Genomic DNA, 23,342 nt, shown 5'->3' with positions numbered 1-23,342 from the left:
TGTCTTTTCTTTATCATTCTCATTTCTCGATTAAGGCGGGTTCAAACCAGCTCAGTTTTTGGTGAAAATGAACGACATCTCCAACTACAATTAAACTTGGATGCTCGATGCCTTCTTTTTCAACTGTTTCAGACAGTGTCGCCACAGTGCAGCAAGTCGTCTTTTGCCTCGTCGTAGTTCCCCAGTGTATAAACGCTGCTGGCGTTTCAGGATCGCGTCCATTTTTTAAAAGAAGCTGCTGCACTCTTTTCACGTTTTTGACGCCCATGTAAATCACAAGGGTATCAATCCCCGTAGCCAGCGCTTCCCACTTTTCTTCAAAATGCTCATCCTTTTGATAGTGACCCGTGACAAAAGCGACATTTGAGCTGAATTCACGATGCGTCACGGGAATGCCTGCATAAGCGGCCGCTGCAATACCAGAGGTAATTCCAGGGACGACTTCATACGGAATTCCGTGCTCAGCTAAGCATTCGATTTCTTCACCGCCTCGGCCGAATACAAAGGGGTCGCCGCCTTTCAGCCGAACGACAACGTTCCCTTCCTTTGCATGGGCCACAAGGGCTTCATTGATGGCTTCCTGTCTCATCGTATGATGATTTGGCAGCTTGCCGCAATAGATTAATTCCGCCTCGGGTTTGGCGTGGGCGAGTATTTCTTGATTGACAAGGCGATCATATAAAATGACATCTGCCTGCTGTATTGCCTTATGGGCTTTTAATGTAATTAAGTCTGGATCCCCAGGTCCAGCCCCCACAATGTATACTTTCCCCATCGTGCTTTTCTCCCCCTGCCATCAGGCAATTATTTCGCTCTTCCCTTTACATAATCAACAAGACGCTGTTTGGACTCTTCACGAGATAATTCACCTGTATCTAGTACGAGCTCAGGCGCAGCTGGTTCTTCATACGGTGAATCAATTCCGGTAAAGAACGGAATTTCTCCATTTCTGGCTTTTTTATATAACCCCTTTGGATCGCGCTCTTCGCATACGTTCAGATCACATTTCACAAACACTTCGTGAAATTCTCCCGCTTCAACTAACTGTCTGACAATGCGGCGGTCTTCTTGAAACGGAGAAATAAAAGCCGTGATGACAATCGTTCCTTGTTCAACAAATAACTTTGCCACTTCTCCGATGCGGCGAATGTTCTCTTTTCTGTCATCATCTGAAAACCCTAAATCTTTATTCAGTCCATGCCTTACATTATCGCCATCAAGAACGGTGACTTGATAGCCTTGTTCAAACAGCTCTCTGGCCGCTGCATTTGCGATCGTTGATTTACCTGACCCACTTAGACCCGTGAGCCAAATAATGCCGCTCGTATGATTGTTTTTCTGTTGATATTCTTTTTTTGTAATAGATGAATCATGCCACACGATATGTTCATTGCTCATGTCATACCCTCCCATTAAGATACCGTCGTTTTTAATCCTTCGATTAATGTTTCAATAACTTCTTTTCGGCTGAACGTGCTTGGCGGTAATTCACCGTTTCTCAGCATCGTTCGAACCTTTGTACCTGAAAGAATGACATGCTCGCTTTTATCGTGAGGACATGTTTTTGGTGTTGCCATTGCTTCACATGTATTACAGTAGAAGCTATGTTCAAATTTTAACGGGGTAATGCCAATTTCTTCACTTGTAAATTGTTCAAATAACTCCTGCGCCTCGTATGTGCCGTAATAATCACCAACACCCGCATGATCTCTTCCCACAATAAAATGAGTGCAGCCGTAATTTTTTCGAACAAGCGCGTGAAAGATTGCTTCCTTTGGTCCAGCATAACGCATTGCCGCAGGAAAAACACCTAAAAAGACGCGATCCTTTGGATAATAACCGTTCAATAACACTTGATAGCTTTTCATTCTCACGTCTGCCGGAATATCGTCTGATTTTGTTTCACCGACAAGTGGATTTAAAAACAAACCATCGACTGTTTCAAGTGCTGTCTTTTGAATATATTCATGGGCACGGTGAACAGGGTTTCTCGTTTGGAAACCAACAATGGTTTTCCAGCCGTTTTCTTTGAAATGCCGTCTTGTTTCTTCTGGCTCATACGTAAATTGAGGGAATGGTTTTTCACTGCGTTTCGTCAGTGTAATTTTACCACCAATGTATATGTCACCGCGTTCAAATAATTTTTTCACACCTGGATGATTGCGGTCATCAGTTTTATATACATTCACCGCTTCTTTTTCCTTATCTGGTGTGTATTGATCCTCTACTTCAATCACCCCATATACAGTTCCATTATACGATAGACGCACAATATCACCTTGATGGATCTCCGCTGCCTTTTCCTTTGTCACTGGCAGTGTAATAGGAAGAGACCAAACAACACCACTTGCTAACCGCATACCGCTCACAACGGCTTCATAATCAGCTTTTGTTAAAAACCCTTCAATTGGACTATACCCGCCAATTGCTATGAGTTCAAGGTCTGCAAAGGAGATAGCATCTAGTTCAATTTCCTTTGCAGCCGTGCTGAGATCATACTCTTCATTTACTCGATTAATTAATACGCCACCATGTGGTGTTAAACTCATTTGTTCATCTTCCTCTCAATGTTCATATTTATTAGATGTAAATAGTCGGATTTGCCGTTAAATCCCGCCGCCCTGTTCATGAATCGAGCTGCTTTCATTTTTGACTGCCTTCATCAGACTCAGCGCACCAAGTGAGGCAAGCAGTACACTCATCATGATAAAGATAGAATAATAGTCTCCTTTTAAGAAAAGGCTCACCAGCAAATACGATAGGCTAAGTGATAAAAAGGGTGACACTACCCACACTTTCAGCATTTTTTTCACCACATGTTTATGAAAAATATTTGGTCCGCCTTTTGCCATTCCAAGCCCAATGATAGACGAGGAGGTGATTTGGGTAAGTGGAACTGGCAGCCCAAAAATAGAGCTGACGATGACAAGTCCAGCACCGGTACTCGAAAGCAAAATCCCTTCACCTGTTTGATAGCGGGTGATTTTCTTTCCGTTTGTTTCAAGCACTCTTCTTCCTAATAAAAGGGCACCCAGTGCAACGAAAAGTCCGCCGTAAAGCGTTCCTTGCCCAACGGATAAAATGCCTGAAGCAACAAGGGGGCCTACAGCATTTGCGACATTGTTCATCCCAGCAGAAAACGCTTCTAGAAATCCACTGATGATCAAAACGATCGATAAAATCATGGTGCCTTTTTTTGACAAAGTTCGTTTCGGGAACATTCTGATGATTTTGACTACAACGAATGTAAAAAGAAAAGCAACAATAGGAATGATGACCCAAAATGACACAATGACTAAAATGGATTTCACATACAATACTTTATACGCTACTGCAACTCCAACGACAGCACCTACTGTGACCTCACTTGTTGATAAAGGGATGGCCATCAGATTCGCTATAAAGAGTGATAATGCAGCAGAACCAATAATAATACAAACAATTTCAAGTGTAATGACGGATTCAGGCATAATTCCAGAGCTAATCGTTTTGACGACCTCACCGCCGCCAATGACTGAACCTGCTAAAATCCCAACTGCACATACGCTAAGTGCATAGATAGGCTTTTGAATAGCACCTGACCCGTACGCGATGCCCATCGAAGCAGCTGCACCACTCGCGCCAATGTTTAGAGCGAAAAATAAACTAAATAAAATTGCGGCGATTTCCATACATTATGCTCCCTTACTCATGTAATCCGCACTCAGTCTTAGCTGTGCCTGACCATCTGCCAGAACGAAGATCCTCGGCAGTAAATGCCGGCTGTGTACACGGGGCACAACCGATACTTGGATATCCCTGATCATGCAGCGGATTATAAGTAAGTTCCTCTCTAGATGCATATCTCCATATGTCCTTCCACGTCCAGTGGATAAGAGGACATACTTTCACTGATTTGAATTTTTCATCCTGATTTAAAAAGTTCGTCCCTGCTCGCTTGGGTGACTGCTCTCTTCTTAAGCCAGAAAGCCATGCCGGATAGCCGGATAGCGCTTCTTGCAAAGGAATGACCTTACGCATATAGCAGCAGCTTTGAGGGTCCGTTTTCCATAGCTGATCACCATGCTGCTCGTTTTGCTCCTCAACCGTCAGCTCAGGGGTTTTCAGCACAATATCTAAACCTGGGTATCTTTCCTTTACCGCATCAATTGTGTCGTACGTTTCCTTAAAATGCAGACCTGTATCTAAAAAGACAATTCTTGCATCCTTTTTTACTTTCGCAATAAGATCAATGAGGACGATGCCTTCAATACCAAAGCTGCATGCATAAACGAGCTGATCACCATAATGACCGTATGCCCATTTCAGCACAGATAAGGCCCCTTTATACAAATCATCCTCTTGAAATGTAATGGACGGCTCTTGCCAATTTTCATAAGTTAACATTGTTTCTCCCCTTCCGGAGTATCACTACTCTCCGCACTACGTCAACCGAATTTTTCTGTTTTCTTCCACTTGAATCACTTGACCGTCCTGAACAATCAACATAACTGAACCGAATTCATATCCCCAATCAGTTTCTGCATATGCTTCAATAAGTCTTCATACTGATTTCGCTTCACTTCCATCTCGTCTTCCTCCTCACCGTTAAAATAAAAAAACTTCCTTTCAGTCCGAAAGAAAGATGAGGAAGCTCATTTCCTTATCTTTCAAAATAGAATCATTTTGCAGGAAGTAGCACCTTGCAAATCGCAGGTTGCCGGGCTTCATCGGGCCAGTCCCTCCACCTCTCTGGATAAGTGTTTTAATTTGTCTTAAATATTAACACAATTCAAACAAAAGTCAACCCGACTTTATTGATAGGATTAGTTTTTATTTGAATTTGAGTCTATTTTACTATTTTTAACCAAATAAAAAAGCTGTGCGGGTACGCGCAGCTTCATATTGTATTCAGCGTGATAGAAAACCTTTGCAGTCTAGGAAGGACGAGTACCGGAGCGGAGCGAATTGAACATTCGTGAGCACCGGCACGCAGTTCTGACAAAGAATGCGAGGGTTTGTCCGCGCGCTGAAAGCTGTGCGGGTACGCGCAGCTTTTTAGACGGTTTCTTTCATCCAAGATTCAGAGGAAGGATCTTGTCTCCAGCGTTTTAGTTTATTCATAGCAGAAGGCTCGATCGCTTTCAGCTCAAGTGCCACGTCTGTCAGTGTGTCATAGTCTGTTAGGGTGACATATGGAATGTTTTTCTCTTGAAAAGCAGCTGCAGCTTTTGGCAGTCGGTATGTGAAGATCGCGGCAACTCCTAGTACGTCACAGCCCGCTTCTTGAAGAGCAGCGACCACTTCAAGCACACTGCCTCCTGTTGAAATCAAGTCTTCTACGACGACCACCTTTTGACCTTTTGATACGGCTCCTTCAATTTGATTCCCTTTTCCATGTGCTTTTGGCTTACTTCTCACATAACACATCGGCACGTTCAGACGGTCTGCCGCTAATGCCGCATGCGGGATGCCTGCTGTTGCAGTACCAGCAACAACCTCCGCTCTTTCAAAATGAGTGAGGATCAACTCTTTAAGACCTTCAGCAATGTCGTGTCTTACTTCTGGGTAGGACAAGGTAAGACGGTTGTCACAATAGATCGGTGATTTGATACCGCTTGCCCATGTAAACGGTTCGTCTGGTTTTAATGAGACCGCTTTGATTTGTAATAGGTGTTTAGCGATTTTTGTTTTCATCTGGCAGTCACTCCCACTCTTTTAAAATTTGATGATAGGCTTCCAATGGTTTTTCAGCTTTTGTGATTGACCTTCCGACAACAATTTGTGAAACACCTTGCTCTTTTGCATAGGCAGGAGTCGCCACACGCTTTTGGTCATCGGTTTGATCATTTTGTAAGCGAATCCCCGGCGTGACAGTGAGAAAGGCAGGTGAGATGTGCTCATGAAGGGCTTTGGATTCATGAACAGAGCAAACAACACCGTCTAGTCCACTTTCATATGCCAATTGCCCGTACCGGATGACAGTCTCTTGCAGCGGACGGTCTATGAGTAATTCGTTCCTCATCATGTCTTCTGACGTACTCGTCAGCTGTGTCACTGCAATAATGCCTGGACGTTTTTGTCCAGCAGGCGTCCCGCTTTCAAGCCCTTCTAACGCAGCTTGCATCATATGTTTCCCGCCAGCAGCATGCACATTGACCAAATCAACACCAAGTGCGGCAAGCCGGTTCATTGCTTTTTGCACCGTTGTTGGAATGTCATGTAATTTGAGATCGAGGAAAATGCGGCAATTTTTTTCTTTGAGCTCGTCAAGGATAGCAGGTCCTTCTTGGTAAAACAGCTCCATGCCGACCTTCACAAATAATGGCGTCCCTTCAAAGGGTTCTAAAAAGGCGAGCGCTTCCTGCGCTACCGGAAAATCAAGCGCGATGATGGGCAAGTGCTTCATGTTTCCAGCTCCTTCCGATACATTCCTCTACAGATGAATAGCCATATGCTGCTAACACTCTTGGCAGTTCTTCAATGATTTCTGGGCAAATAAATGGGTTTACAAAATTGGCTGTGCCAACAGCTACTGCACTTGCACCTGCTAGTAAAAATTCAAGTACGTCTTCAGCATTTTGTACCCCGCCCATTCCAATAATCGGAATAGAAACCGCTTGACTGACCTCATGTACCATGCGCACAGCGACAGGTTTTACTGCCGGTCCTGATAATCCGCCTGTTTTATTGGCAAGAATCGGTTTCCCCGTTTTTAAATCTAAACGCATACCGATTAACGTGTTAATCATCGTGAGTCCATCCGCTCCAGCAGATTCAATCGCTTGAGCAATCTCCACAATATTGGCTACGTTAGGAGACAGTTTGACATAGACAGGAACGGAAGAAACGTCCTTCACCGCTTTTGTCAATGCTGCTGCCATTTGAGGATCTGTACCAAAGGCAATTCCGCCTGTTTTGACATTCGGGCACGAGATATTCAGTTCAAGGGCATGGACATTTTTTGCTTGGCTGATTTGCTTGGCTACTTCGACATAATCATCGACCTGTGAGCCAGCGACGTTTGCAATGATCGGTGTATCAAACTGCTCAAGCCAAGGCAATTCATTTTCCAGCACGCCTTTTAGGCCTGGATTTTGAAGACCGATTGCATTGAGCATACCGGCACCTGTCTCCGCTACCCTTGGTGTCGGATTGCCAAATCTCGGTTCAAGGGTTGTGGCCTTGATCATGATACCGCCCAGCACTGATAAGTCATATAATGAAGCAAATTCCCTTCCGAATCCAAAGCAGCCTGATGCAGGGATAATCGGATTCTTTAAAGATAAGCCGGGTAACTCAACGTTTAGCATGACAATGCCACCTCCTCTGCTTTAAATACAGGTCCATCCAGACAGACTTTGACGTAAGGTTTTTCGTGCTGGTCGGTATGACAGACACATGCAAAGCAAGCACCAATTCCGCAGCCCATTCGTTCTTCCATTGAAATATAGACAGGCTTATCGGGATAAGAGTCTTTTAGTGCTTTTAACATAGGTGTCGGTCCGCAGGAAAGCATGACATCAAAGCTCAAATCATTCTCTTCAATGACACCTGTCACGAAGCCCTTTGAACCATATGTCCCATCAACTGTCGCGATAAACGTATCTCCGAGTGCTTGGAATTTCTCCTCGTAAAATACATCCTTTTTCGATTGAAAGCCAAGGACATGCTTGACGATGACACCTTTTTTCGTTAAACGCTTGGACAGTTCATATAAAGGCGGTACACCAATTCCACCGCCGACTAGTAAGGCTGTCTGACCTGGCTGAACAACTGAAGGATCGTACCCGTTGCCAAGCGGTCCTAATACATCGATGGATTCCCCATCCCGCTTTTGGGAAAGGAGCTTTGTGCCCTCTCCCTCTGCGCGGTAGATGATGGTTGCTTCTTGTTTCTCGGCATGAATATTGGCAATACTGATCGGTCTTCTCAGCAGCGGTGTCATGGACTCGCTGACCTTGATATGAAGAAATTGTCCAGCCGTTTGAAAGGAGTCCACAAGGTCACCTTTTAATGTCATTTCGTAAATATGATCAGCGATCTCTCGGTTTGAGACGACCGTCAAGTATGCTTTTTTCATATCGTTACTGTCACCTCAGCATTCGTTTTCACTTCTGGCATTTCGTCCGCTCTAAATGTCATGCTTTCCAGCACTCTTAAAATGGCTTCTGCTGTATCTAGCGATGTTAAGCAAGCTACGCCATTTTCAACAGCTTCACGTCTGATTCTAAAGCCGTCTCTTGCCGGCTGTTTTCCTTTTGTTAGAGTGTTGATGACAAATTGAGCTTCCCCGTTTCGAATGACATCGAGAAGGTTTTTGCCTTCTTCTCCTATCTTGCCGACAACACTTGACGGGATGGAGGCTTGTTTTAAGTAATTCGCCGTTCCTTCTGTCGCTAAAATATGATAGCCGATCGAATGGAATCTTCTTGCAATCTCAAGTCCTTCTTCTTTATCCTTATCAGCAACTGTTAGAAGAACTGTTCCGTCTTTAGGAATTTGAATGCCCGATGCAATTAATCCTTTGTAGAGGGCTTTTTCAATTGTGACATCTTTCCCCATGACCTCACCTGTAGATTTCATTTCAGGCCCGAGTGTAATATCCACTCTTCTTAGTTTTGCAAAAGAGAAGACTGGAACTTTGACGTACACCCCTTCTTGCTCTGTGTGAAGTCCTTCTTCGTAGCCATAGTTTTTAAGCTTGTCACCTAAAATGACTTTTGTCGCTAGATTTGCCATCGGGATGCCTGTAATTTTACTTAAGAAAGGAACTGTCCGGCTTGAACGAGGATTCACTTCAAGTACGTACACTTCACCTTTCGAGAGAACAAATTGAATGTTTAGCAGCCCAATAATATTGAGGCCTTTTGCAAGCTTGATCGTGTATTCTGCGATCTTCGCTTTGATCTCATCAGACAATGTTTGCGGCGGGTAAACCGCAATCGAGTCACCGGAGTGGACCCCGGCTCTTTCAATATGTTCCATAATGCCTGGGATCACGACAGTTTCCCCATCAGATACGGCATCTACTTCAATTTCTTTTCCCGTCAAATATTTGTCAATTAACACTGGGTGCTGCGGATTGACTCTCACCGCATTCTCCATGTAGTGAAGAAGCTCTTCTTCTTGATAAACGATTTCCATCGCACGACCGCCTAATACATAGGAAGGACGGACAAGGACTGGGTAGCCGATCTGATTGGCAATCGCTACAGCTTCAGGCACAGACGTAGCTGTTTTCCCTTTAGGCTGCGGCACGCCGAGTGCTTCTAATGTTTGTTCAAACTTGTCTCGGTTTTCGGCGCGGTCTAGGTCTTCAAGAGAAGTGCCGAGAATCTTCACCCCTCTATTTGATAATTCATCTGCTAGGTTGATCGCCGTTTGTCCGCCGAACTGGACGACGACTCCTTCAGGCTGCTCAAGATCAATGATGTGCATCACATCTTCTACAGTGAGTGGTTCAAAGTAGAGCTTATCTGAAATACTAAAGTCTGTTGAGACCGTTTCAGGGTTGTTGTTAATAATGATTGCTTCATAGCCTGCTTGTTTAATTGCCCACACAGAATGAACCGTCGCATAATCAAATTCAACTCCTTGACCGATTCTGATAGGACCTGAGCCTAATACGATGACGCTTTTCTTGTCTGTGCGTTCTGATTCATTTTCATCTTCATACGTGCTATAGAAATATGGCGTCTCGGATTCAAATTCAGCCGCACAAGTATCTACCATTTTGTAGACAGGTACGATGCCTGCTTCTTGTCTTAGCTTGTAGACATCCGCTTCATTCATATTCCACTCACGGCTAATATAGATGTCTGAGAAACCTTTATCTTTCGCATCTTTTAATACGTCTGTATTGCCTTTGTTTTCTTTTAATGTCTTTTCAAATGCGATGATGCCTTCCAGCTTATGAAGGAAGAAGTAATCAATTTTTGAGAATTCATGTATTTGTTCAACCGTATAGCCTCTTCTAAGCGCCTCGGCGATATAGAATAATCGTTCGTCTCCCGCCTTGATAATCCGCTTTTCAAGCACTTCGTTTGTGATATCTGCTTCATCTTTTAATTCAATGTGATGCACATCAGCTTCAAGTGAACGGACAGCCTTTAGAAGGGACTCTTCTAATGTACGTCCGATCGCCATCACTTCACCAGTTGCTTTCATTTGCGTCCCAAGACGTCTGTTAGCAGATTCGAATTTATCAAACGGCCAGCGCGGGATTTTAGACACAATATAGTCAAGTGCCGGTTCGAAGGCAGCATAGGTTTTCCCTGTGACTGGATTCATCATTTCATCAAGCGTTAAGCCGACAGCAATTTTCGCTGCAAGTTTGGCAATTGGATAACCAGTTGCTTTCGACGCAAGTGCAGAAGAACGACTGACGCGCGGGTTTACTTCGATGATATAGTATTGAAAGCTGTCTGGGTCAATCGCCAGCTGTACGTTACAGCCGCCTTCAATGCCAAGTGCCCGGATCAGCTTGAGCGACACATTGCGAAGCAGCTGATATTCACGGTCACTTAATGTTTGGCTTGGCGCCACAACGATACTGTCACCTGTGTGGATACCGACAGGATCAAAGTTTTCCATGTTACAAACAACGATCGCATGATCACCGCTATCACGCATGACTTCATATTCAATTTCTTTAAAACCTGCAATGCTTTTTTCAAGTAAGCATTGTGTGACTGGGCTTAACTTCAGGCCGTTTTCGACGATTTCCTTCAGCTCTTGCTCGTTTGTACAAATTCCGCCGCCTGTTCCGCCTAATGTATAAGCTGGTCTCACAATGACAGGGAAACCGATTTGATTCGTAAACGCTATCGCTTCTTCAAGGTTATGGATGATTTCACTTTCTGGTACAGGCTCATTTAGTTCATTCATCAGATTACGGAATAAATCTCTGTCCTCTGCTTTTTGAATAGCTGACAGCTTTGTTCCTAATACTTCAACACCGCATTCAGCTAATACGCCAAGGTCTGATAATTCAACAGCAAGGTTAAGTCCAGTTTGTCCGCCAAGTGTTGGCAAGATCGCATCAGGACGTTCTTTTCGAATGATTCGTGTTAAGAATTCTGGTGTCAGTGGTTCGATGTATACCTTATCGGCCATTTCTGTATCTGTCATGATGGTCGCTGGATTGGAATTCACAAGAACGACTTCATAGCCCTCTTCTTTCAGTGCTAAGCAAGCCTGTGTGCCTGCATAGTCAAACTCCGCTGCCTGTCCGATGATGATTGGACCTGAACCGATGACTAAAATCTTTTTGATGTCTACGCGTTTTGGCATACTTCTTCCCCTTCTTTCTCAGTTGTATGAATCATGTCCATGAACTGGTCGAATAAGTAGTTCGCATCTTCTGGACCTGGTGACGCTTCTGGGTGGTACTGGACAGTGAATGCTGGTGCTTCTTTATGTTTTAACCCCTCAATCGTATTGTCGTTTAGGGCGATATGTGTGACTTCGAGCACGTCCTCGTTAATTGCACTAACTGTGTAGCCGTGGTTTTGAGATGTCAGTGTCACCTTGCCGGTGGCTAGTTCTTTGACTGGGTGATTCGAGCCTCTGTGTCCGAATTTCATTTTTTCAGTACTTGCGCCGCACGCAAGAGCGAATAATTGATGTCCAAGGCAAATGCCAAAGAGCGGAACCTTTCCAATCAATTGCTGAATCATCTCGACTGCTTCTGGTACATCAACAGGGTCTCCAGGGCCGTTTGAAAGCATGATCCCATCAGGCTTTAACTGCAGCACTTCATCTGCCGTGATATTGTACGGCACCACGATGACATCACAGTCACGTTTATTGAGCTCGCGCAAAATGCCATGCTTCATGCCGAAATCGACAAGGACAATTCTTTTTCCTCTTCCCGGGCTTGGATACGCATTTTTCACAGATACTTGACTCACTTGATCAGTCGGCAGCTGCATTGTTTGAAGGCGGCGGACTAAGTCTTCCACTTGTTCATCCGGTCCTGCAAACGCCCCTCTTAAAGTCCCTGCACTTCGAATCATTCTCGTCAGCTTCCGTGTATCGATTCCGCTAAGACCTGGAATGTTTTTCATTTTTAAGTATTCATCTAGTGAGTATGAAGAGCGCCAGTTTGAGGGCTTTTCACAAAGCTCCTTCACAATCAGCCCTTTTACAAACGGTGTGATCGATTCAAAATCATCACGGTTAATGCCATAGTTGCCGATGAGCGGATAAGTGAGTGTGACAATTTGTCCGCAGTATGATGGATCAGACAAAATTTCTTGATAGCCCGTCATCCCTGTATTAAAGACGACTTCTCCGACTGACGATTCTAAGCTGCCAAAGCCTGTTCCTTCGAATACTGTTCCGTTTTCTAGCACTAAGCGTCTCTTCATTTTACTAGTCTCCCCTCTTCATACACGACTTTCCCAGATGCAAGTGTCATGACCGGCCATCCTGATACAGTCAATTTGTCAAACGGTGTATTTTGCCCTTTTGATAAGAAGCTTTTTTTATCGATTGCCATTTCTTTGTTTAAATCAATGAGTGTGATATCAGCTGTTTGTCCTTCTTCCAGCTTTCCATATGGAAGAGAGAAGGCTTCTGCTGGCTTGATTGTCATATAATCAACGAGTTCTTTTAATGTCCATTCGCCTGTTTTGACAAATCGTGTATACAGAAGCGGGAACGCTGTTTCAAGCCCGACAATTCCAAAAGGTGCACGCTGCATCGTTTCGTTCTTTTCTTCTTCAGTATGCGGCGCATGGTCTGTTGCGATGAAATCAATCGTTCCATCTAAAAGTCCCTCGATCAGTGCCTCGCGATCCTCTTTTCCTCTGAGCGGCGGGTTCATTTTATAGTTTGTATCAAGACCAGGGATGTCCGCATCACATAACAGCAGGTGATGCGGTGACACCTCAGCTGTCACACGGATGCCTGCTTTTTTTGCATCGCGAACGACTCGCACAGATTCTTTCGTACTGATATGACATACATGATAATGGCAGTTCGCTGCTTCTGCTAAAAGAACATCTCTTGCAATATGCACCGATTCACAAATGGACGGTATACCGTTTAATTCATTTGCTTTTGAAAATTCTCCTTCATGAACGCATCCTCCGTAAATGAGCGAGTTATCTTCACAGTGTGCCACAATCGCTTGATCAAGACTTGCTGCCTTTTTCATGGCTTCGTACATCATGCCTGCTGTTTGGATGCCGACTCCGTCATCTGTAAAAGCGAAGGCGCCTGCTTCTTTTAGTGCTGCAAAGTCCGTCATTTCTTCCCCAATCTGTCTAGTTGTAATGGAGGCGTATGGCAGTACTCTGACAGAAGAGGTCTCTTCGATTCGATCCATGAGCCATTCCATTTGCTCTTTTGTATCTGGAACTGGGCGTGTATTCGGCATAGCTGCAATCGTCGTATAGCCGCCTCTTGCGGCTGCTTTAGAGCCTGTTTCAATCGTTTCCTTTTTCTCTCCGCCTGGCTCTCTTAAATGTACATGCAGATCAATCAAGCCTGGTGAAACAAATAGCCCTTTAGCATCAATGACCTCTTCTCCGTCTTCTCTTTCTAAGTGACCAATCGCTTGAATCACTTCTCCTTCTACCCTAATATCCTGCTGCACTTTTTCGCCTGTGCTTGTTAAGATAAAACCGTTTTTAATGAGATATGACATAGACAGAATCTCTCCCTTTTTGATGTAGTCTGCTATTTTGAAAAGCTCTTTTTAATACGGCCATTCGGACATAAACGCCATTTTCCATTTGCTTGAAAATTCGTGACTGCTTTGATTCCACTAAAGAATCATCTATCTCCACACCTCTGTTCACTGGTGCTGGATGCATAATAATGGCTCGTTCTTTCATGTTGTTTGCCCTGTCTACTGTTAATCCATAAGTCGATAAGTAATCTTCACTGCCCATTTTTTCAGCATGTCGTTCATGCTGAATTCTGAGCAGCATCACCACATCAGATTGTGTGATGGCTTCATCTACTTGGACATACGTTCCGTGAGGGTTTTGCTCATCTTGGAAGGAAGCAGGCCCTGAAAAAAGGACTGTTGCTCCCAGCCTTGAAAGAACCTCAGCATTCGACCTTGCCACCCTGCTGTGTTTGATGTCTCCATGAATCGAAATCGTTAAGCCCTCAAAGCCGTCAAACTCTTCATAGATGGTCATTAGGTCGAGCAGTGATTGGGTCGGATGCTGCCCGCAGCCATCTCCAGCATTGATGATGGGAATCCCAACCTTCCCGATCAGCTCATTGTAATATTCATCGGTGCTGTCTCTGATCACACATGCTTTCACGCCGATGGATTCGAGCGTTTTTACCGTATCGTAAAGTGTTTCGCCCTTTTGAACGGAGGTGCTTGCTGCATCTAAGCTCAGTACATTCATCCCCAGTTTCTTTTCGGCAACTTCGAAGCTAAATCGTGTTCTTGTGCTTGGTTCAAAGAAGAGGTTTGCTACAAATTCTCCCGCTAAGCCAAGTTCTTGCTTCCCCTTTTTGAGAGCCGCTGCTTCTTCAATCAGCTGTAAAATCTCTTCTTTAGACAAGCTGCTCATTGTCGATAGATCATTCATTTTTTCTTCCCCCTCTAGTTTTTCATCACTTTCAGGTTCAAAAAAACCCTAAGCCTCGGCAGCTTAGGGTTCTCCAAAAGAAGCAGCGGCACTTTCGTGCATTCTGCTCATTTTAGAACCCTTGTCAGCCTCACTGGACTTCTTTTAAAAGGTTTTCTGTATTCGATTCATTTGACTCGTCATCCTCCGCTTTTTGCTGCGGCAGGATCAGGTTTAACAGGACACCCGTGATGGCAGCAAGTGCCATTCCAGATAGTGTGAGGTTGATTTGTTTCACCTCAATGAATGCCCCGCCAATTCCAATGACTAAGATGACTGATGCGATAATGAGATTACGCTTTTCTTCAAAATTCACTTTATGATCAATCAGGATTCTCAGACCGCTTGAGGCAATGATCCCAAAGAGCAGGAACGAAACGCCTCCCATGACCGCGGACGGCACTGTACTGATTAATGCTGAAATTTTTCCGACAAAGCCGAAGCAGATCGCAAAGACTGCTGCTCCGCCGATGACGAAGATACTGAACACTCTTGTGATGGCAAGGACCCCGATGTTCTCTCCATACGTTGTTGTTGGCGGTCCGCCAATGAGTGAAGCGAAGATCGTCGCTGCACTGTCTCCTAAAATGGAGCGGTGAAGACCAGGTTTTTTAATAAAATCTTGCCCTACAACTTTACTTAACACCACTTGATGGCCGATGTGCTCAGACATTGTCACAAAGGCAACCGGCACCATCACTGTGAGAATGCTTAAAGTCACAGCAGGTGTGTAGTCGACAAATGGTACGACGAAGTCTGGTACAGCAAACCATTTCGCGTCAATGACCGGCTGGAAGTTCACAATGCCTTGTGTTAAAGCAAAGAGATAGCCGCTAATAATTCCGATTAATACTGGGATCAAGCTTAGGAATCCTCTTAGGAAGATCATGCTGATAATCGTGACAGCCAGTGTGAAGCCGGCGACCATTAGGTGCTTAAGGCTGTAAACAAGCTCGGTTGCATTCGGATCAACATACATCGCCATGTTGACAGCTGTTCCAGCGAGTCCGAGTCCGATGACCATAATGACTGGCCCTACGACGACCGGCGGCAGAAGTTTCATCAGCCAGCCTGTGCCGAGCCATTTAATAAATAGTGCAATGAGTGCATAAGCGACACCCGCCATGAAGGCACCAACCATTGCGGCTCCAGGGCCGCCTGTTGCTTTGACATTCAGTATGGGGGCGATAAAGGCAAAGGACGATCCAAGATATGCCGGAATTTGTCCTCTTGTAATGATTAAGTAAACAATGGTTCCAACACCACTTGAGATGAGCGCGACGGCCGGACTCATATCAATGATTTTTGGTACAAGAATGGTCGCACCAAACATGGCAAACAAATGCTGAAGGCTAAGTGACAGCCATGTGAACGGTTTTGGGATATCTCGAATGCCTAAATTGGCTTTTTGCTGACTCATGATTTTCCTCCTAGATGTGTCCTTTTTCATTAAAAAAGCCTCTTTGCGAGTATGCGCAAAGAGGCCTAGAAAAACCGTACACGTCACTTAAGCCGTGTGCTCGGTGTCTCTGTTATTGCCCTCTTTGCAAACTCTCTGGAATGCATTTAAAAAGGTTATTTTTCATATATAGCGACAAGGTCGTTTTGATCTACTTCATTCAGCTGAACCATGACGGTCTCTGCTTTTGATGTCGGAATGTTCTTCCCGATATAATCCGCTCGAATCGGAAGCTCCCGGTGTCCCCGGTCGACGAGAACAGCAAGCTGAATGGAAGATGGTCTTCCTACATCCACAAGGGCATCCATGGCCGCTCTGACGGTTCTGCCTGTAAACAGGACATCGTCAACGACGATCAGTGTTTTGTCATTAATGTCAGCTGGGATGTCTGCACCCTTTACAAGCGGGTCTTGGTTGTCTGTCTTTTTTGTCAGGTCATCACGGTATAGCGTAATATCAAGTTCACCCACTGTGACTGGATTTCCTTCAATTTGCTCGATGCGCTCTGCAAGGCGCTTTGCAAGATGAATGCCTCTTGTCTTGATCCCCGCAAGGATGACATCTTTCATCCCTTTATTGCGCTCAATCATTTCATGTGCAATTCGGGTAAGCGCTCGTCTGATCGCTTGTTCATCAAGAATGACTGCTTTTTGTTCCATCTTTTACACCTCTTTTTGACAAATAAAAAGCCCCTTCTGCAAAGGGCAGAGAGGGGCGTTCATTTGTGCATACACGTGCACAAATTGATCCGTTATCCTTCTCAGCCTCTCTGGACTGTTTTAAAGAATCTTCATTTCTTCGTTTATTATTTCAAAAAAAGAACTGCCTGTCAATCGTTATTTCTTAATGAATCGATAAAAGCTTGCATATCAGCAGGAATCGGTGCTGTGAACTCGATATATTCTCCTGTTCTAGGATGATCAAATCCTAGAACACCTGCATGAAGCAGCTGTCCATTAAAATCGACTGTCTTTCTCGGTCCATATTTCGGATCTCCTGCAAGCGGATAGCCGATATATTTCATATGAACACGAATTTGGTGTGTTCTTCCTGTTTCAAGACGGCACTCCACAACCGTGAAGTCCTGAAAGCGTTCAATCACATCAAAGTGAGTGACTGCTTGTTTTGCACTTTCTTTTGTAACCGTCATGCTTTGGCGGTCTTTTTTGTCTCTGCCAATTGGGGCATCAATTGTGCCTGTATCATGCTGGATAATTCCATGTACAACGGCCGTATATTTCCTTGTGACGGTCTTAGCCACGAGCTGATTGACGAGTGATTCATGCGCCATATCGTTTTTCGCGACCATTAACAGTCCAGACGTGTCTTTATCAATTCGGTGGACAATTCCAGGACGCATCACACCATTAATGCCTGATAAGTCCGTGCAATGTGCCATCAGTCCATTTACAAGTGTTCCAGAGACGTGACCTGGCGCTGGATGAACAACCATTCCTCGTGGTTTATTCACCACTAGCACATCTGCATCCTCATAATAAATATCAAGATCCATTGGTTCTGCTTCTACATCTAGTACTTCTGGGTCTGGAATCTCGACTTTAATCTCATCTCCAGCTTGTACTTTGTAATTGGCTTTCACTTGTTTCCCGTTTACTTCGATCAGCCCATCCTTTACCCACTGCTGGACTTGGGTTCTTGACCATTCTGGTTCTGTCGTGCTTAGAAATTTATCAAGCCGTTCACTCGTTTGATCTTCTGAAACGGCAATATTTACTTGATTCATGTAGTTGACTCCTTCGTTTTCTTTCCATCTAAAAGCATTTGAATGAAGAGCAGAATAACCCCTACACATAGAGAAGAATCTGCAATATTAAAAATTGGGTAGTGATAATTCCCAAAGACGAAATGAGCAAAATCTACCACTTCCTGACGGAAAACGCGGTCGATAAAGTTTCCAATCGCTCCGCCAAGCATTAAGGCCAGCGCTACTCCAAGCAGCTTGTCCTTTTGCCCATGCTTTTGCAAATAATAAACAATTCCCGCAATAACAACGAGTGTGATCACATAGAAAAACCACATTTGTCCTTGGAGAATTCCCCATGCGGCTCCTGAATTTCGGTGAGACGTGATATAAAAGAAGCCATCAATCACTGGATAAGAATCTCCGAGCATCATATTTTTGACAATGAGCCATTTTGTTAATTGATCTAAACAAATCATCACGAATGCGATTATGTAATAGAACACACACGTTCCTCCATCTTCATACTTTGATCTTTAAGCATTTTATCAAGAAAACAGGAAGGAGTAAAGAAACTTTAGTTGACAGACAAAAACCTCCCTACATGTGGAAGGCTTCAAAATGAGAATCATCTGATTCGTGAGGATAAGGAGTGAAGGCTTTTTTCTCGTATTGCTTATGATATAGAAAGTCGTCAGCCGTGCGGGCGGTAGGAAGAATACTCATTTGTTCAAGCGGAATGACCTCACCTGTCGCCTCACATATACCATAGGTTCCCTGCTCAATTTTTGCAATAGCAAGAGACACATCTTGCAGCTCTTCTTTGATGTGATAAAGAAGCGTGGTCGTTTGGACCTCGTTCATTTTGACATGCTCAGCGGGTGAACGAAATGATGCGTATTCAAACAGTTTAGATTGCAGCTCTTCTTTCATTTGAAGGAGTTCCGTGTAAATCGTCTCTAGATCGCCATTCATGTCGCTATTTCAACTCCTGCCCTGTCGTGATAATCATATTGTTGCCCCGGCTGCTCACTTTAAAGCCATAAGATTTTTCCTTTCGTTCTAAACGCTGTCATTTTCGCAAAAAAGAAAACGCCCCGCATATGGCGGGGCGCTAGTTGGTCATATCACACTGTTAATTCTGGTAATATTTTTCCACGATTTCAGCATTTTTCAGTGACAATGTTGGGTATTTCGGATTTGCACCAACATCTTTTGAAATAATGCGGGAACGTTCGCACAGTTCTCCTTCTGCTTTTTGAACCAGAATCCGTCCTGATGTGTATCCAGGTGCTGATGCGTCAGCATTTTGCTCATCTTCTACCGTTAATTCAGAGATGATAAAGAGCTGCTTCACATCTTCTTTAATGGATGCAAGAAGATTTTTCACTTCTTCTGTCGCATAAAGAGTCACATTTGCTTCAAGTGAACGTCCGATGACTTTCTCATTACGCGCAATTTCGAGCGCTTTTAGCACATCGTCACGCACTTCCATAAAGCGGTCAAACTTCACTTCTGTCGCTTCCGCTTGAGGAACAGTCACACCTTCTGGCATATCTGTTAACTGAACACTTGGCTCTTCAACAAAGCTTAAGTGGCTCCATAATTCATCTGCTGTATGCGGAAGAATTGGTGCAGTCAGCTTCACTAATGCCATTAATGTTTCGTAGAAGACCGTTTGCATGCTGCGGCGGTCTGGATGATCTGCATGCTCAATGTACACGACATCCTTTGCAAAATCGAGATAGAAAGAGCTTAGCTCAATCGTACAGAAATTGTGAATCGCATGATATACGACCGCAAATTCGTAATCATCATAGGCCTTTTTCACTTTATCAATCAATTTGTTTAATTTGATCAAGATATATTGATCCACTTCGCGAAGCTCTTCTACCGGCACCGCATTGACTGCTGGGTTAAAGTCAAATAGGTTTCCATGCAGGAATCGGAACGTGTTACGGATTTTACGATAGACCTCTGCTACTTGTTTCAAGATATCATCAGACACTGGGTGATCGGCTTGATAGTTGACAGAAGATACCCAAAGTCTAAGAATCTCCGCCCCAAGCTGCTTCGCTACCTTTGTTGGGTCAATCGTATTGCCTAATGATTTACTCATCTTGCGTCCTTCTTTATCAAGCGTAAAGCCGTGGCTTAGAACACCTTTATACGGTGCTTTTCCAGTAACAGCAACTGCTGTTGATAAGGAAGAGTTAAACCAGCCGCGATATTGGTCAGAGCCTTCTAGGTAAAGGTCTGCCGGACGGACAAGGTCATCTCTTTCTTCTAAAACGGCCTGGTGAGAAGAACCTGAATCAAACCATACATCCATGATGTCCTGCTCTTTTGTGAATTCACCGTTCGGGCTTCCTGGATGTGTAAAGCCTTCTGGCAATAGTTCTTTCGCTTCTTTTTCAAACCAAATATTAGAGCCATGTTCTCTAAATAATTGAGAGACATGCTGAATCGTTTCATCTGTGATGATCGGCTCGCCATTTTCCGCATAAAAGACCGGAATTGGAACGCCCCATACACGCTGTCTTGAAATGCACCAGTCGCCTCTGTCTCGCACCATGTTGAATAGGCGTGTTTCGCCCCATGCTGGAACCCATTTCGTTTCTTTAATATTGTCTAATAGTGCTTCTCTGAAGTCTTTAATCGATGCAAACCACTGAGCTGTCGCACGATAAATGGTTGGTTTTTTCGTTCTCCAGTCATGCGGGTAAGAGTGCGTGATAAAGTCGAGCTTTTTCAGTGCGCCTTTTGCTTCAAGCTGTTCTGTGATCGCTTTATTGGCATCCTCGTAGAATAATCCTTCAAAACCAGGCGCTTCTTCTGTCATCACACCTTTTTCGTCTACTGGACATAGCACATCAAGACCGTATTTCATACTGACAATAAAGTCATCTTCCCCGTGACCTGGTGCTGTATGAACACAGCCTGTTCCTGCATCCGTTGTCACGTGGTCGCCAAGCATCACAAGAGAGTCTCTACCATAGATCGGATGCTCTGCAACGATGGTATCTAATTCTTTTCCTTTTAATGTTTTCACGACTTCATACTCTTCAAAGCCAAGTGTTTTTGCCACTTGTTCAACTAACTCAGATGCGACAACATATCGCTCAGCACCCACTTGAAGAACGCTGTACTCTAGGTTTGGATGAACACAAATCCCAAGGTTTGCAGGAAGTGTCCAAGGGGTTGTTGTCCAGATGATGAATTGTTCGCCGTTTTCAAGTACGCCTTTGCCATCTTTCACTTTAAATGAAACGTAAATGGATGGTGAACGTTTGTCTTTATATTCAATTTCCGCTTCAGCAAGTGCTGACTCACTTGAAGGAGACCAGTTAACAGGCTTTAGCCCTTTGTAAATATAGCCTCTCTTCGCCATTTCTCCAAAGACAAGAATTTGCTGCGCTTCGTACTCAGGCTTTAACGTGACATATGGATTGTCCCAGTCTGCTCTTACGCCTAATCGCTTAAATTGATTGCGCTGACCCTCGATTTGCTTCCAAGCATACTCTTCACATAATTTACGGAATTCAGCTGTCGACATTTCTTTACGTTTGACTTTTTTATTTTTAGTGAGTGCTGTTTCAATTGGCAAGCCGTGTGTATCCCAGCCCGGTACGTACGGTGCGTGGAACCCATTCATTGATTTAAAACGGACAATAAAATCTTTTAGGATTTTATTGAGTGCGTGCCCCATATGAATGTCACCATTCGCATATGGAGGTCCATCATGCAAAATAAAGGTCGGGCGTCCTTTTGTCCGCTCTAAAACCATTTGATAGATGTCTTTTTCTGCCCACTCCTCTTGGATTTCAGGCTCTTTGTTCGGCAAGTTCCCTCTCATTGGGAATTCTGTTTTCGGCATTAATAAGGTGTCTTTGTAGTTCATACCCATTCCTCCATATGCAAATTCTGATTAAAAAACAATAAAAAAAGCCCTCTCATCCCATAAGGGACGAGAAGGCTTGTCTCGCGGTACCACCCTTTTAGACAGCGCTATGAAACAGCCGCTTATCCACTCTAAAATCGTAACGTGATCAGACGCCTTTTCTTACTCATTCATTTCAGAAAAGGAACTAAAGGGGTGATCTCATTGCAGCGTCTCGTAATGTCAGGCTTCCACCATCCCTGATTCGCTTTATTACGCATATGACAACTGCGAGTGTCCCTTTCAAACGTTTATCTCTTGTTAATTTATGATGGTATTATATGCAACATGTGCACGTCATGTCAAGATGACGCGCTTATTCTTTTTCGTCAAAGACAGCGTCAACTTCATATTCCAGTAAATGATCCCAATCGTCATTTTTTAGAAGATCAAGCTGAGCTTCGATGAGCATTTGGAAACGAGTTCTAAAGACCTTCGACTGTTTCTTCAGCTCTTCGATTTCCATCGCAATCTTTCTTGATTTTGATAGCGCTTCGTTGATAATACGATCTGCATTTTTCTCTGCTTCACGAATAATCAATTTCGCTTCTTTATCAGAATGACGTTTGACGTCTTCTGCTGCTTCCTGCGCCACAAGTATTGATTTGTTTAATGTCTCTTCAATTGTCGCAAAATGACCAAGTCTTTCGTCAAGTTCGTTTACTTTTTCTTCAAGTTCGTTCTTTTTGCGAAGCACGATTTCGTAATCTTTACGTACTTGGCTTAAAAACTCGTTTACTTCATCTTCGTCATAGCCGCGAAAGCTTTTTGTGAACGTTTTATTATGAATATCATTAGGTGTTAATGGCAACCTCGCCACCTCCAGATTCAAGTTCGTTATGTCAGAAGCTCAAATGTTACTTTAAATTTATCTTTTTTGGTCTTCCCATCAATCGTTTTCAAGCTAAATCGGCCAAATCCCCGTACAGAGAGCTGATCGCCTTCGCCGATTGTAAAGGAAGGGTCCTCAGTGACTTTCCAATTAACTTTGACAAGCCCATTTTTGACCAAAAGCTGTGCCTTTTGCCGAGACTGACGGCTGATTGCAGCACATACCGCATCAAGCCGCAGTGAAGAAATGGTATCTTCTTTGATGTCAGTCTTGCTCATAACCGGCTTTAAATCTGCCTGCGTGATTTCCTCTAATGAAACGGAGGCTCTGCCGACATGTGTCAGCTGCGCCCGCACAAAATCGGCGACATCACTTGTACAAATAAACTGCACATCTTCCTCTGAAAATAACAGATCTCCGAATTTTTGACGCTTCAAGCCTGTCCCAATCAGTGAACCGAGAAGCTTCGGGTGTTCTAACGAAATAAACTTTTTCGCATAGTTCACCTGAAAATAAGACAGCTCAACATCCTGAGTAGCCGGTTCTAAATATTCAGGATAAATGAGAGCTCTTTTGCGCTCCGCTCCTTCATACCCGCCAAAAAACATGATCCCAAGCTCATCAGCATGCTGGATGACGGACTCGGTAATAAACTGCTCACGCGGATCAAGAAAGTCTGTTAATTTCATTCGATACTGGTCGAGTGCGATTTTTTTCCAGCCTAACACTTGGTCGACAAATGGCTGTTCGTCTTTTCTAAAATGTTGATAAATATCGCTCATTTTGTTCCCCTCTTATGTAAAAGAGCCTGGCAGCGCCAAGCCCGG

22 protein-coding genes and 1 riboswitch are annotated in these 23,342 nt (G+C 44.0%); all 22 genes read right to left on the bottom strand.

Annotated elements, in window-relative coordinates:
- Positions 1 to 19: 19 nt before the first annotated feature.
- The 22 genes from cobA to C6Y06_RS08310 all read right to left on the bottom strand — a co-directional run bounded on the left by cobA (position 20) and on the right by C6Y06_RS08310 (position 23,297).
- Entirely contained in the window at positions 20 to 775 is a 756-nt protein-coding gene (cobA, locus tag C6Y06_RS08420) for a uroporphyrinogen-III C-methyltransferase (RefSeq protein ID WP_034662468.1), read from the bottom strand.
- 29 nt (positions 776 to 804) lie between these two features.
- Complete coding sequence (gene cysC / locus C6Y06_RS08415) at positions 805 to 1,398, bottom strand: adenylyl-sulfate kinase (protein WP_034662471.1); 594 nt, start codon at positions 1,396 to 1,398, stop codon at positions 805 to 807.
- A gap of 14 nt (positions 1,399 to 1,412) precedes the next feature.
- Complete coding sequence (sat, locus tag C6Y06_RS08410; RefSeq protein WP_106036780.1) at positions 1,413 to 2,549, bottom strand: sulfate adenylyltransferase; 1,137 nt, start codon at positions 2,547 to 2,549, stop codon at positions 1,413 to 1,415.
- A 57-nt stretch (positions 2,550 to 2,606) separates the two neighbouring features.
- On the bottom strand, positions 2,607 to 3,671 hold the full coding sequence (cysP, locus tag C6Y06_RS08405; protein ID WP_066030931.1) for a sulfate permease: 1,065 nt from the start codon (positions 3,669 to 3,671) through the stop codon (positions 2,607 to 2,609).
- Between the two features lie 13 nt (positions 3,672 to 3,684).
- The gene (locus C6Y06_RS08400) at positions 3,685 to 4,386 is read right to left on the bottom strand and encodes a phosphoadenylyl-sulfate reductase (protein ID WP_060596213.1); all 702 of its coding nucleotides are present in this window, start codon (positions 4,384 to 4,386) and stop codon (positions 3,685 to 3,687) included.
- Between the two features lie 36 nt (positions 4,387 to 4,422).
- On the bottom strand, positions 4,423 to 4,488 hold the full coding sequence (locus C6Y06_RS20315) for a DUF2292 domain-containing protein (RefSeq protein WP_080869532.1): 66 nt from the start codon (positions 4,486 to 4,488) through the stop codon (positions 4,423 to 4,425).
- Positions 4,489 to 4,639: 151 nt separating this feature from the next.
- Positions 4,640 to 4,742, bottom strand: a riboswitch (SAM riboswitch).
- Between the two features lie 295 nt (positions 4,743 to 5,037).
- Complete coding sequence (pyrE, locus tag C6Y06_RS08385; protein ID WP_106036778.1) at positions 5,038 to 5,676, bottom strand: orotate phosphoribosyltransferase; 639 nt, start codon at positions 5,674 to 5,676, stop codon at positions 5,038 to 5,040.
- Positions 5,677 to 5,683: 7 nt separating this feature from the next.
- The gene (gene pyrF / locus C6Y06_RS08380) at positions 5,684 to 6,388 is read right to left on the bottom strand and encodes an orotidine-5'-phosphate decarboxylase (protein ID WP_060596211.1); all 705 of its coding nucleotides are present in this window, start codon (positions 6,386 to 6,388) and stop codon (positions 5,684 to 5,686) included.
- Positions 6,360 to 7,292, bottom strand: a complete 933-nt coding sequence (locus C6Y06_RS08375; protein ID WP_060596210.1) for a dihydroorotate dehydrogenase — start codon at positions 7,290 to 7,292, stop codon at positions 6,360 to 6,362. The genes pyrF and C6Y06_RS08375 overlap by 29 nt, the downstream gene beginning before the upstream one ends.
- Positions 7,286 to 8,062, bottom strand: a complete 777-nt coding sequence (locus C6Y06_RS08370; protein WP_060596209.1) for a dihydroorotate dehydrogenase electron transfer subunit — start codon at positions 8,060 to 8,062, stop codon at positions 7,286 to 7,288. Before C6Y06_RS08370 ends, C6Y06_RS08375 begins: the two co-directional genes overlap by 7 nt.
- Complete coding sequence (carB, locus tag C6Y06_RS08365) at positions 8,059 to 11,274, bottom strand: carbamoyl-phosphate synthase (glutamine-hydrolyzing) large subunit (protein ID WP_060596208.1); 3,216 nt, start codon at positions 11,272 to 11,274, stop codon at positions 8,059 to 8,061. The genes C6Y06_RS08370 and carB overlap by 4 nt, the downstream gene beginning before the upstream one ends.
- On the bottom strand, positions 11,259 to 12,353 hold the full coding sequence (locus C6Y06_RS08360; RefSeq protein ID WP_060596207.1) for a carbamoyl phosphate synthase small subunit: 1,095 nt from the start codon (positions 12,351 to 12,353) through the stop codon (positions 11,259 to 11,261). Before C6Y06_RS08360 ends, carB begins: the two co-directional genes overlap by 16 nt.
- Positions 12,350 to 13,636 carry a dihydroorotase gene (locus C6Y06_RS08355; RefSeq protein ID WP_060596206.1) on the bottom strand — a complete coding sequence of 429 codons (1,287 nt, stop codon included), beginning with the start codon at positions 13,634 to 13,636 and terminating at the stop codon, positions 12,350 to 12,352. Before C6Y06_RS08355 ends, C6Y06_RS08360 begins: the two co-directional genes overlap by 4 nt.
- Positions 13,620 to 14,543, bottom strand: a complete 924-nt coding sequence (locus C6Y06_RS08350) for an aspartate carbamoyltransferase catalytic subunit (protein WP_060596205.1) — start codon at positions 14,541 to 14,543, stop codon at positions 13,620 to 13,622. The genes C6Y06_RS08355 and C6Y06_RS08350 overlap by 17 nt, the downstream gene beginning before the upstream one ends.
- Positions 14,544 to 14,673: 130 nt before the next feature.
- Positions 14,674 to 16,002 (bottom strand): solute carrier family 23 protein, encoded by a 1,329-nt coding sequence (locus C6Y06_RS08345; RefSeq protein ID WP_060596204.1) that lies wholly within the window; start codon positions 16,000 to 16,002, stop codon positions 14,674 to 14,676.
- A gap of 155 nt (positions 16,003 to 16,157) precedes the next feature.
- A complete protein-coding gene (pyrR, locus tag C6Y06_RS08340) occupies positions 16,158 to 16,700 on the bottom strand; it encodes a bifunctional pyr operon transcriptional regulator/uracil phosphoribosyltransferase PyrR (protein WP_024424234.1) in 543 nt (180 codons plus the stop codon).
- A gap of 170 nt (positions 16,701 to 16,870) precedes the next feature.
- Complete coding sequence (locus C6Y06_RS08335; protein WP_066030939.1) at positions 16,871 to 17,785, bottom strand: RluA family pseudouridine synthase; 915 nt, start codon at positions 17,783 to 17,785, stop codon at positions 16,871 to 16,873.
- On the bottom strand, positions 17,782 to 18,249 hold the full coding sequence (gene lspA, locus C6Y06_RS08330; protein ID WP_012009890.1) for a signal peptidase II: 468 nt from the start codon (positions 18,247 to 18,249) through the stop codon (positions 17,782 to 17,784). Before lspA ends, C6Y06_RS08335 begins: the two co-directional genes overlap by 4 nt.
- A 94-nt stretch (positions 18,250 to 18,343) precedes the next feature.
- On the bottom strand, positions 18,344 to 18,718 hold the full coding sequence (locus C6Y06_RS08325) for a TraR/DksA family transcriptional regulator (RefSeq protein ID WP_066030940.1): 375 nt from the start codon (positions 18,716 to 18,718) through the stop codon (positions 18,344 to 18,346).
- Positions 18,719 to 18,878: 160 nt separating this feature from the next.
- Positions 18,879 to 21,644: an isoleucine--tRNA ligase gene (gene ileS, locus C6Y06_RS08320; protein ID WP_060596200.1), complete on the bottom strand. Its 2,766-nt coding sequence runs from the start codon at positions 21,642 to 21,644 to the stop codon at positions 18,879 to 18,881.
- A 355-nt stretch (positions 21,645 to 21,999) separates the two neighbouring features.
- A complete protein-coding gene (locus C6Y06_RS08315) occupies positions 22,000 to 22,494 on the bottom strand; it encodes a DivIVA domain-containing protein (protein ID WP_003211323.1) in 495 nt (164 codons plus the stop codon).
- A 26-nt stretch (positions 22,495 to 22,520) separates the two neighbouring features.
- The gene (locus tag C6Y06_RS08310) at positions 22,521 to 23,297 is read right to left on the bottom strand and encodes a YlmH family RNA-binding protein (RefSeq protein ID WP_034662515.1); all 777 of its coding nucleotides are present in this window, start codon (positions 23,295 to 23,297) and stop codon (positions 22,521 to 22,523) included.
- Between the last annotated feature and the right edge of the window lie 45 nt (positions 23,298 to 23,342).

Origin of the sequence: Bacillus sp. MZGC1 (assembly GCF_002998605.1) — a bacterium.
Classification (GTDB): Bacteria; Bacillota; Bacilli; order Bacillales; family Bacillaceae; genus Bacillus.
Note: the sequence above shows the minus strand (reverse complement) of the source record. Positions and strands in the feature narration are given on the sequence as shown.

Coding starts and splice junctions, on each gene's coding strand:
- cobA (WP_034662468.1), bottom strand. CDS start 775: ATGGGGAAAGTATACATTGTGGGGGCTGGACCTGGGGATCCAGACTTA.
- cysC (WP_034662471.1), bottom strand. CDS start 1,398: ATGAGCAATGAACATATCGTGTGGCATGATTCATCTATTACAAAAAAA.
- sat (WP_106036780.1), bottom strand. CDS start 2,549: ATGAGTTTAACACCACATGGTGGCGTATTAATTAATCGAGTAAATGAA.
- cysP (WP_066030931.1), bottom strand. CDS start 3,671: ATGGAAATCGCCGCAATTTTATTTAGTTTATTTTTCGCTCTAAACATT.
- C6Y06_RS08400 (WP_060596213.1), bottom strand. CDS start 4,386: ATGTTAACTTATGAAAATTGGCAAGAGCCGTCCATTACATTTCAAGAG.
- pyrE (WP_106036778.1), bottom strand. CDS start 5,676: ATGAAAACAAAAATCGCTAAACACCTATTACAAATCAAAGCGGTCTCA.
- pyrF (WP_060596211.1), bottom strand. CDS start 6,388: ATGAAGCACTTGCCCATCATCGCGCTTGATTTTCCGGTAGCGCAGGAA.
- C6Y06_RS08375 (WP_060596210.1), bottom strand. CDS start 7,292: ATGCTAAACGTTGAGTTACCCGGCTTATCTTTAAAGAATCCGATTATC.
- C6Y06_RS08370 (WP_060596209.1), bottom strand. CDS start 8,062: ATGAAAAAAGCATACTTGACGGTCGTCTCAAACCGAGAGATCGCTGAT.
- carB (WP_060596208.1), bottom strand. CDS start 11,274: ATGCCAAAACGCGTAGACATCAAAAAGATTTTAGTCATCGGTTCAGGT.
- C6Y06_RS08360 (WP_060596207.1), bottom strand. CDS start 12,353: ATGAAGAGACGCTTAGTGCTAGAAAACGGAACAGTATTCGAAGGAACA.
- C6Y06_RS08355 (WP_060596206.1), bottom strand. CDS start 13,636: ATGTCATATCTCATTAAAAACGGTTTTATCTTAACAAGCACAGGCGAA.
- C6Y06_RS08350 (WP_060596205.1), bottom strand. CDS start 14,543: ATGAATGATCTATCGACAATGAGCAGCTTGTCTAAAGAAGAGATTTTA.
- C6Y06_RS08345 (WP_060596204.1), bottom strand. CDS start 16,002: ATGAGTCAGCAAAAAGCCAATTTAGGCATTCGAGATATCCCAAAACCG.
- pyrR (WP_024424234.1), bottom strand. CDS start 16,700: ATGGAACAAAAAGCAGTCATTCTTGATGAACAAGCGATCAGACGAGCG.
- C6Y06_RS08335 (WP_066030939.1), bottom strand. CDS start 17,785: ATGAATCAAGTAAATATTGCCGTTTCAGAAGATCAAACGAGTGAACGG.
- C6Y06_RS08325 (WP_066030940.1), bottom strand. CDS start 18,718: ATGAATGGCGATCTAGAGACGATTTACACGGAACTCCTTCAAATGAAA.
- ileS (WP_060596200.1), bottom strand. CDS start 21,644: ATGAACTACAAAGACACCTTATTAATGCCGAAAACAGAATTCCCAATG.
- C6Y06_RS08310 (WP_034662515.1), bottom strand. CDS start 23,297: ATGAGCGATATTTATCAACATTTTAGAAAAGACGAACAGCCATTTGTC.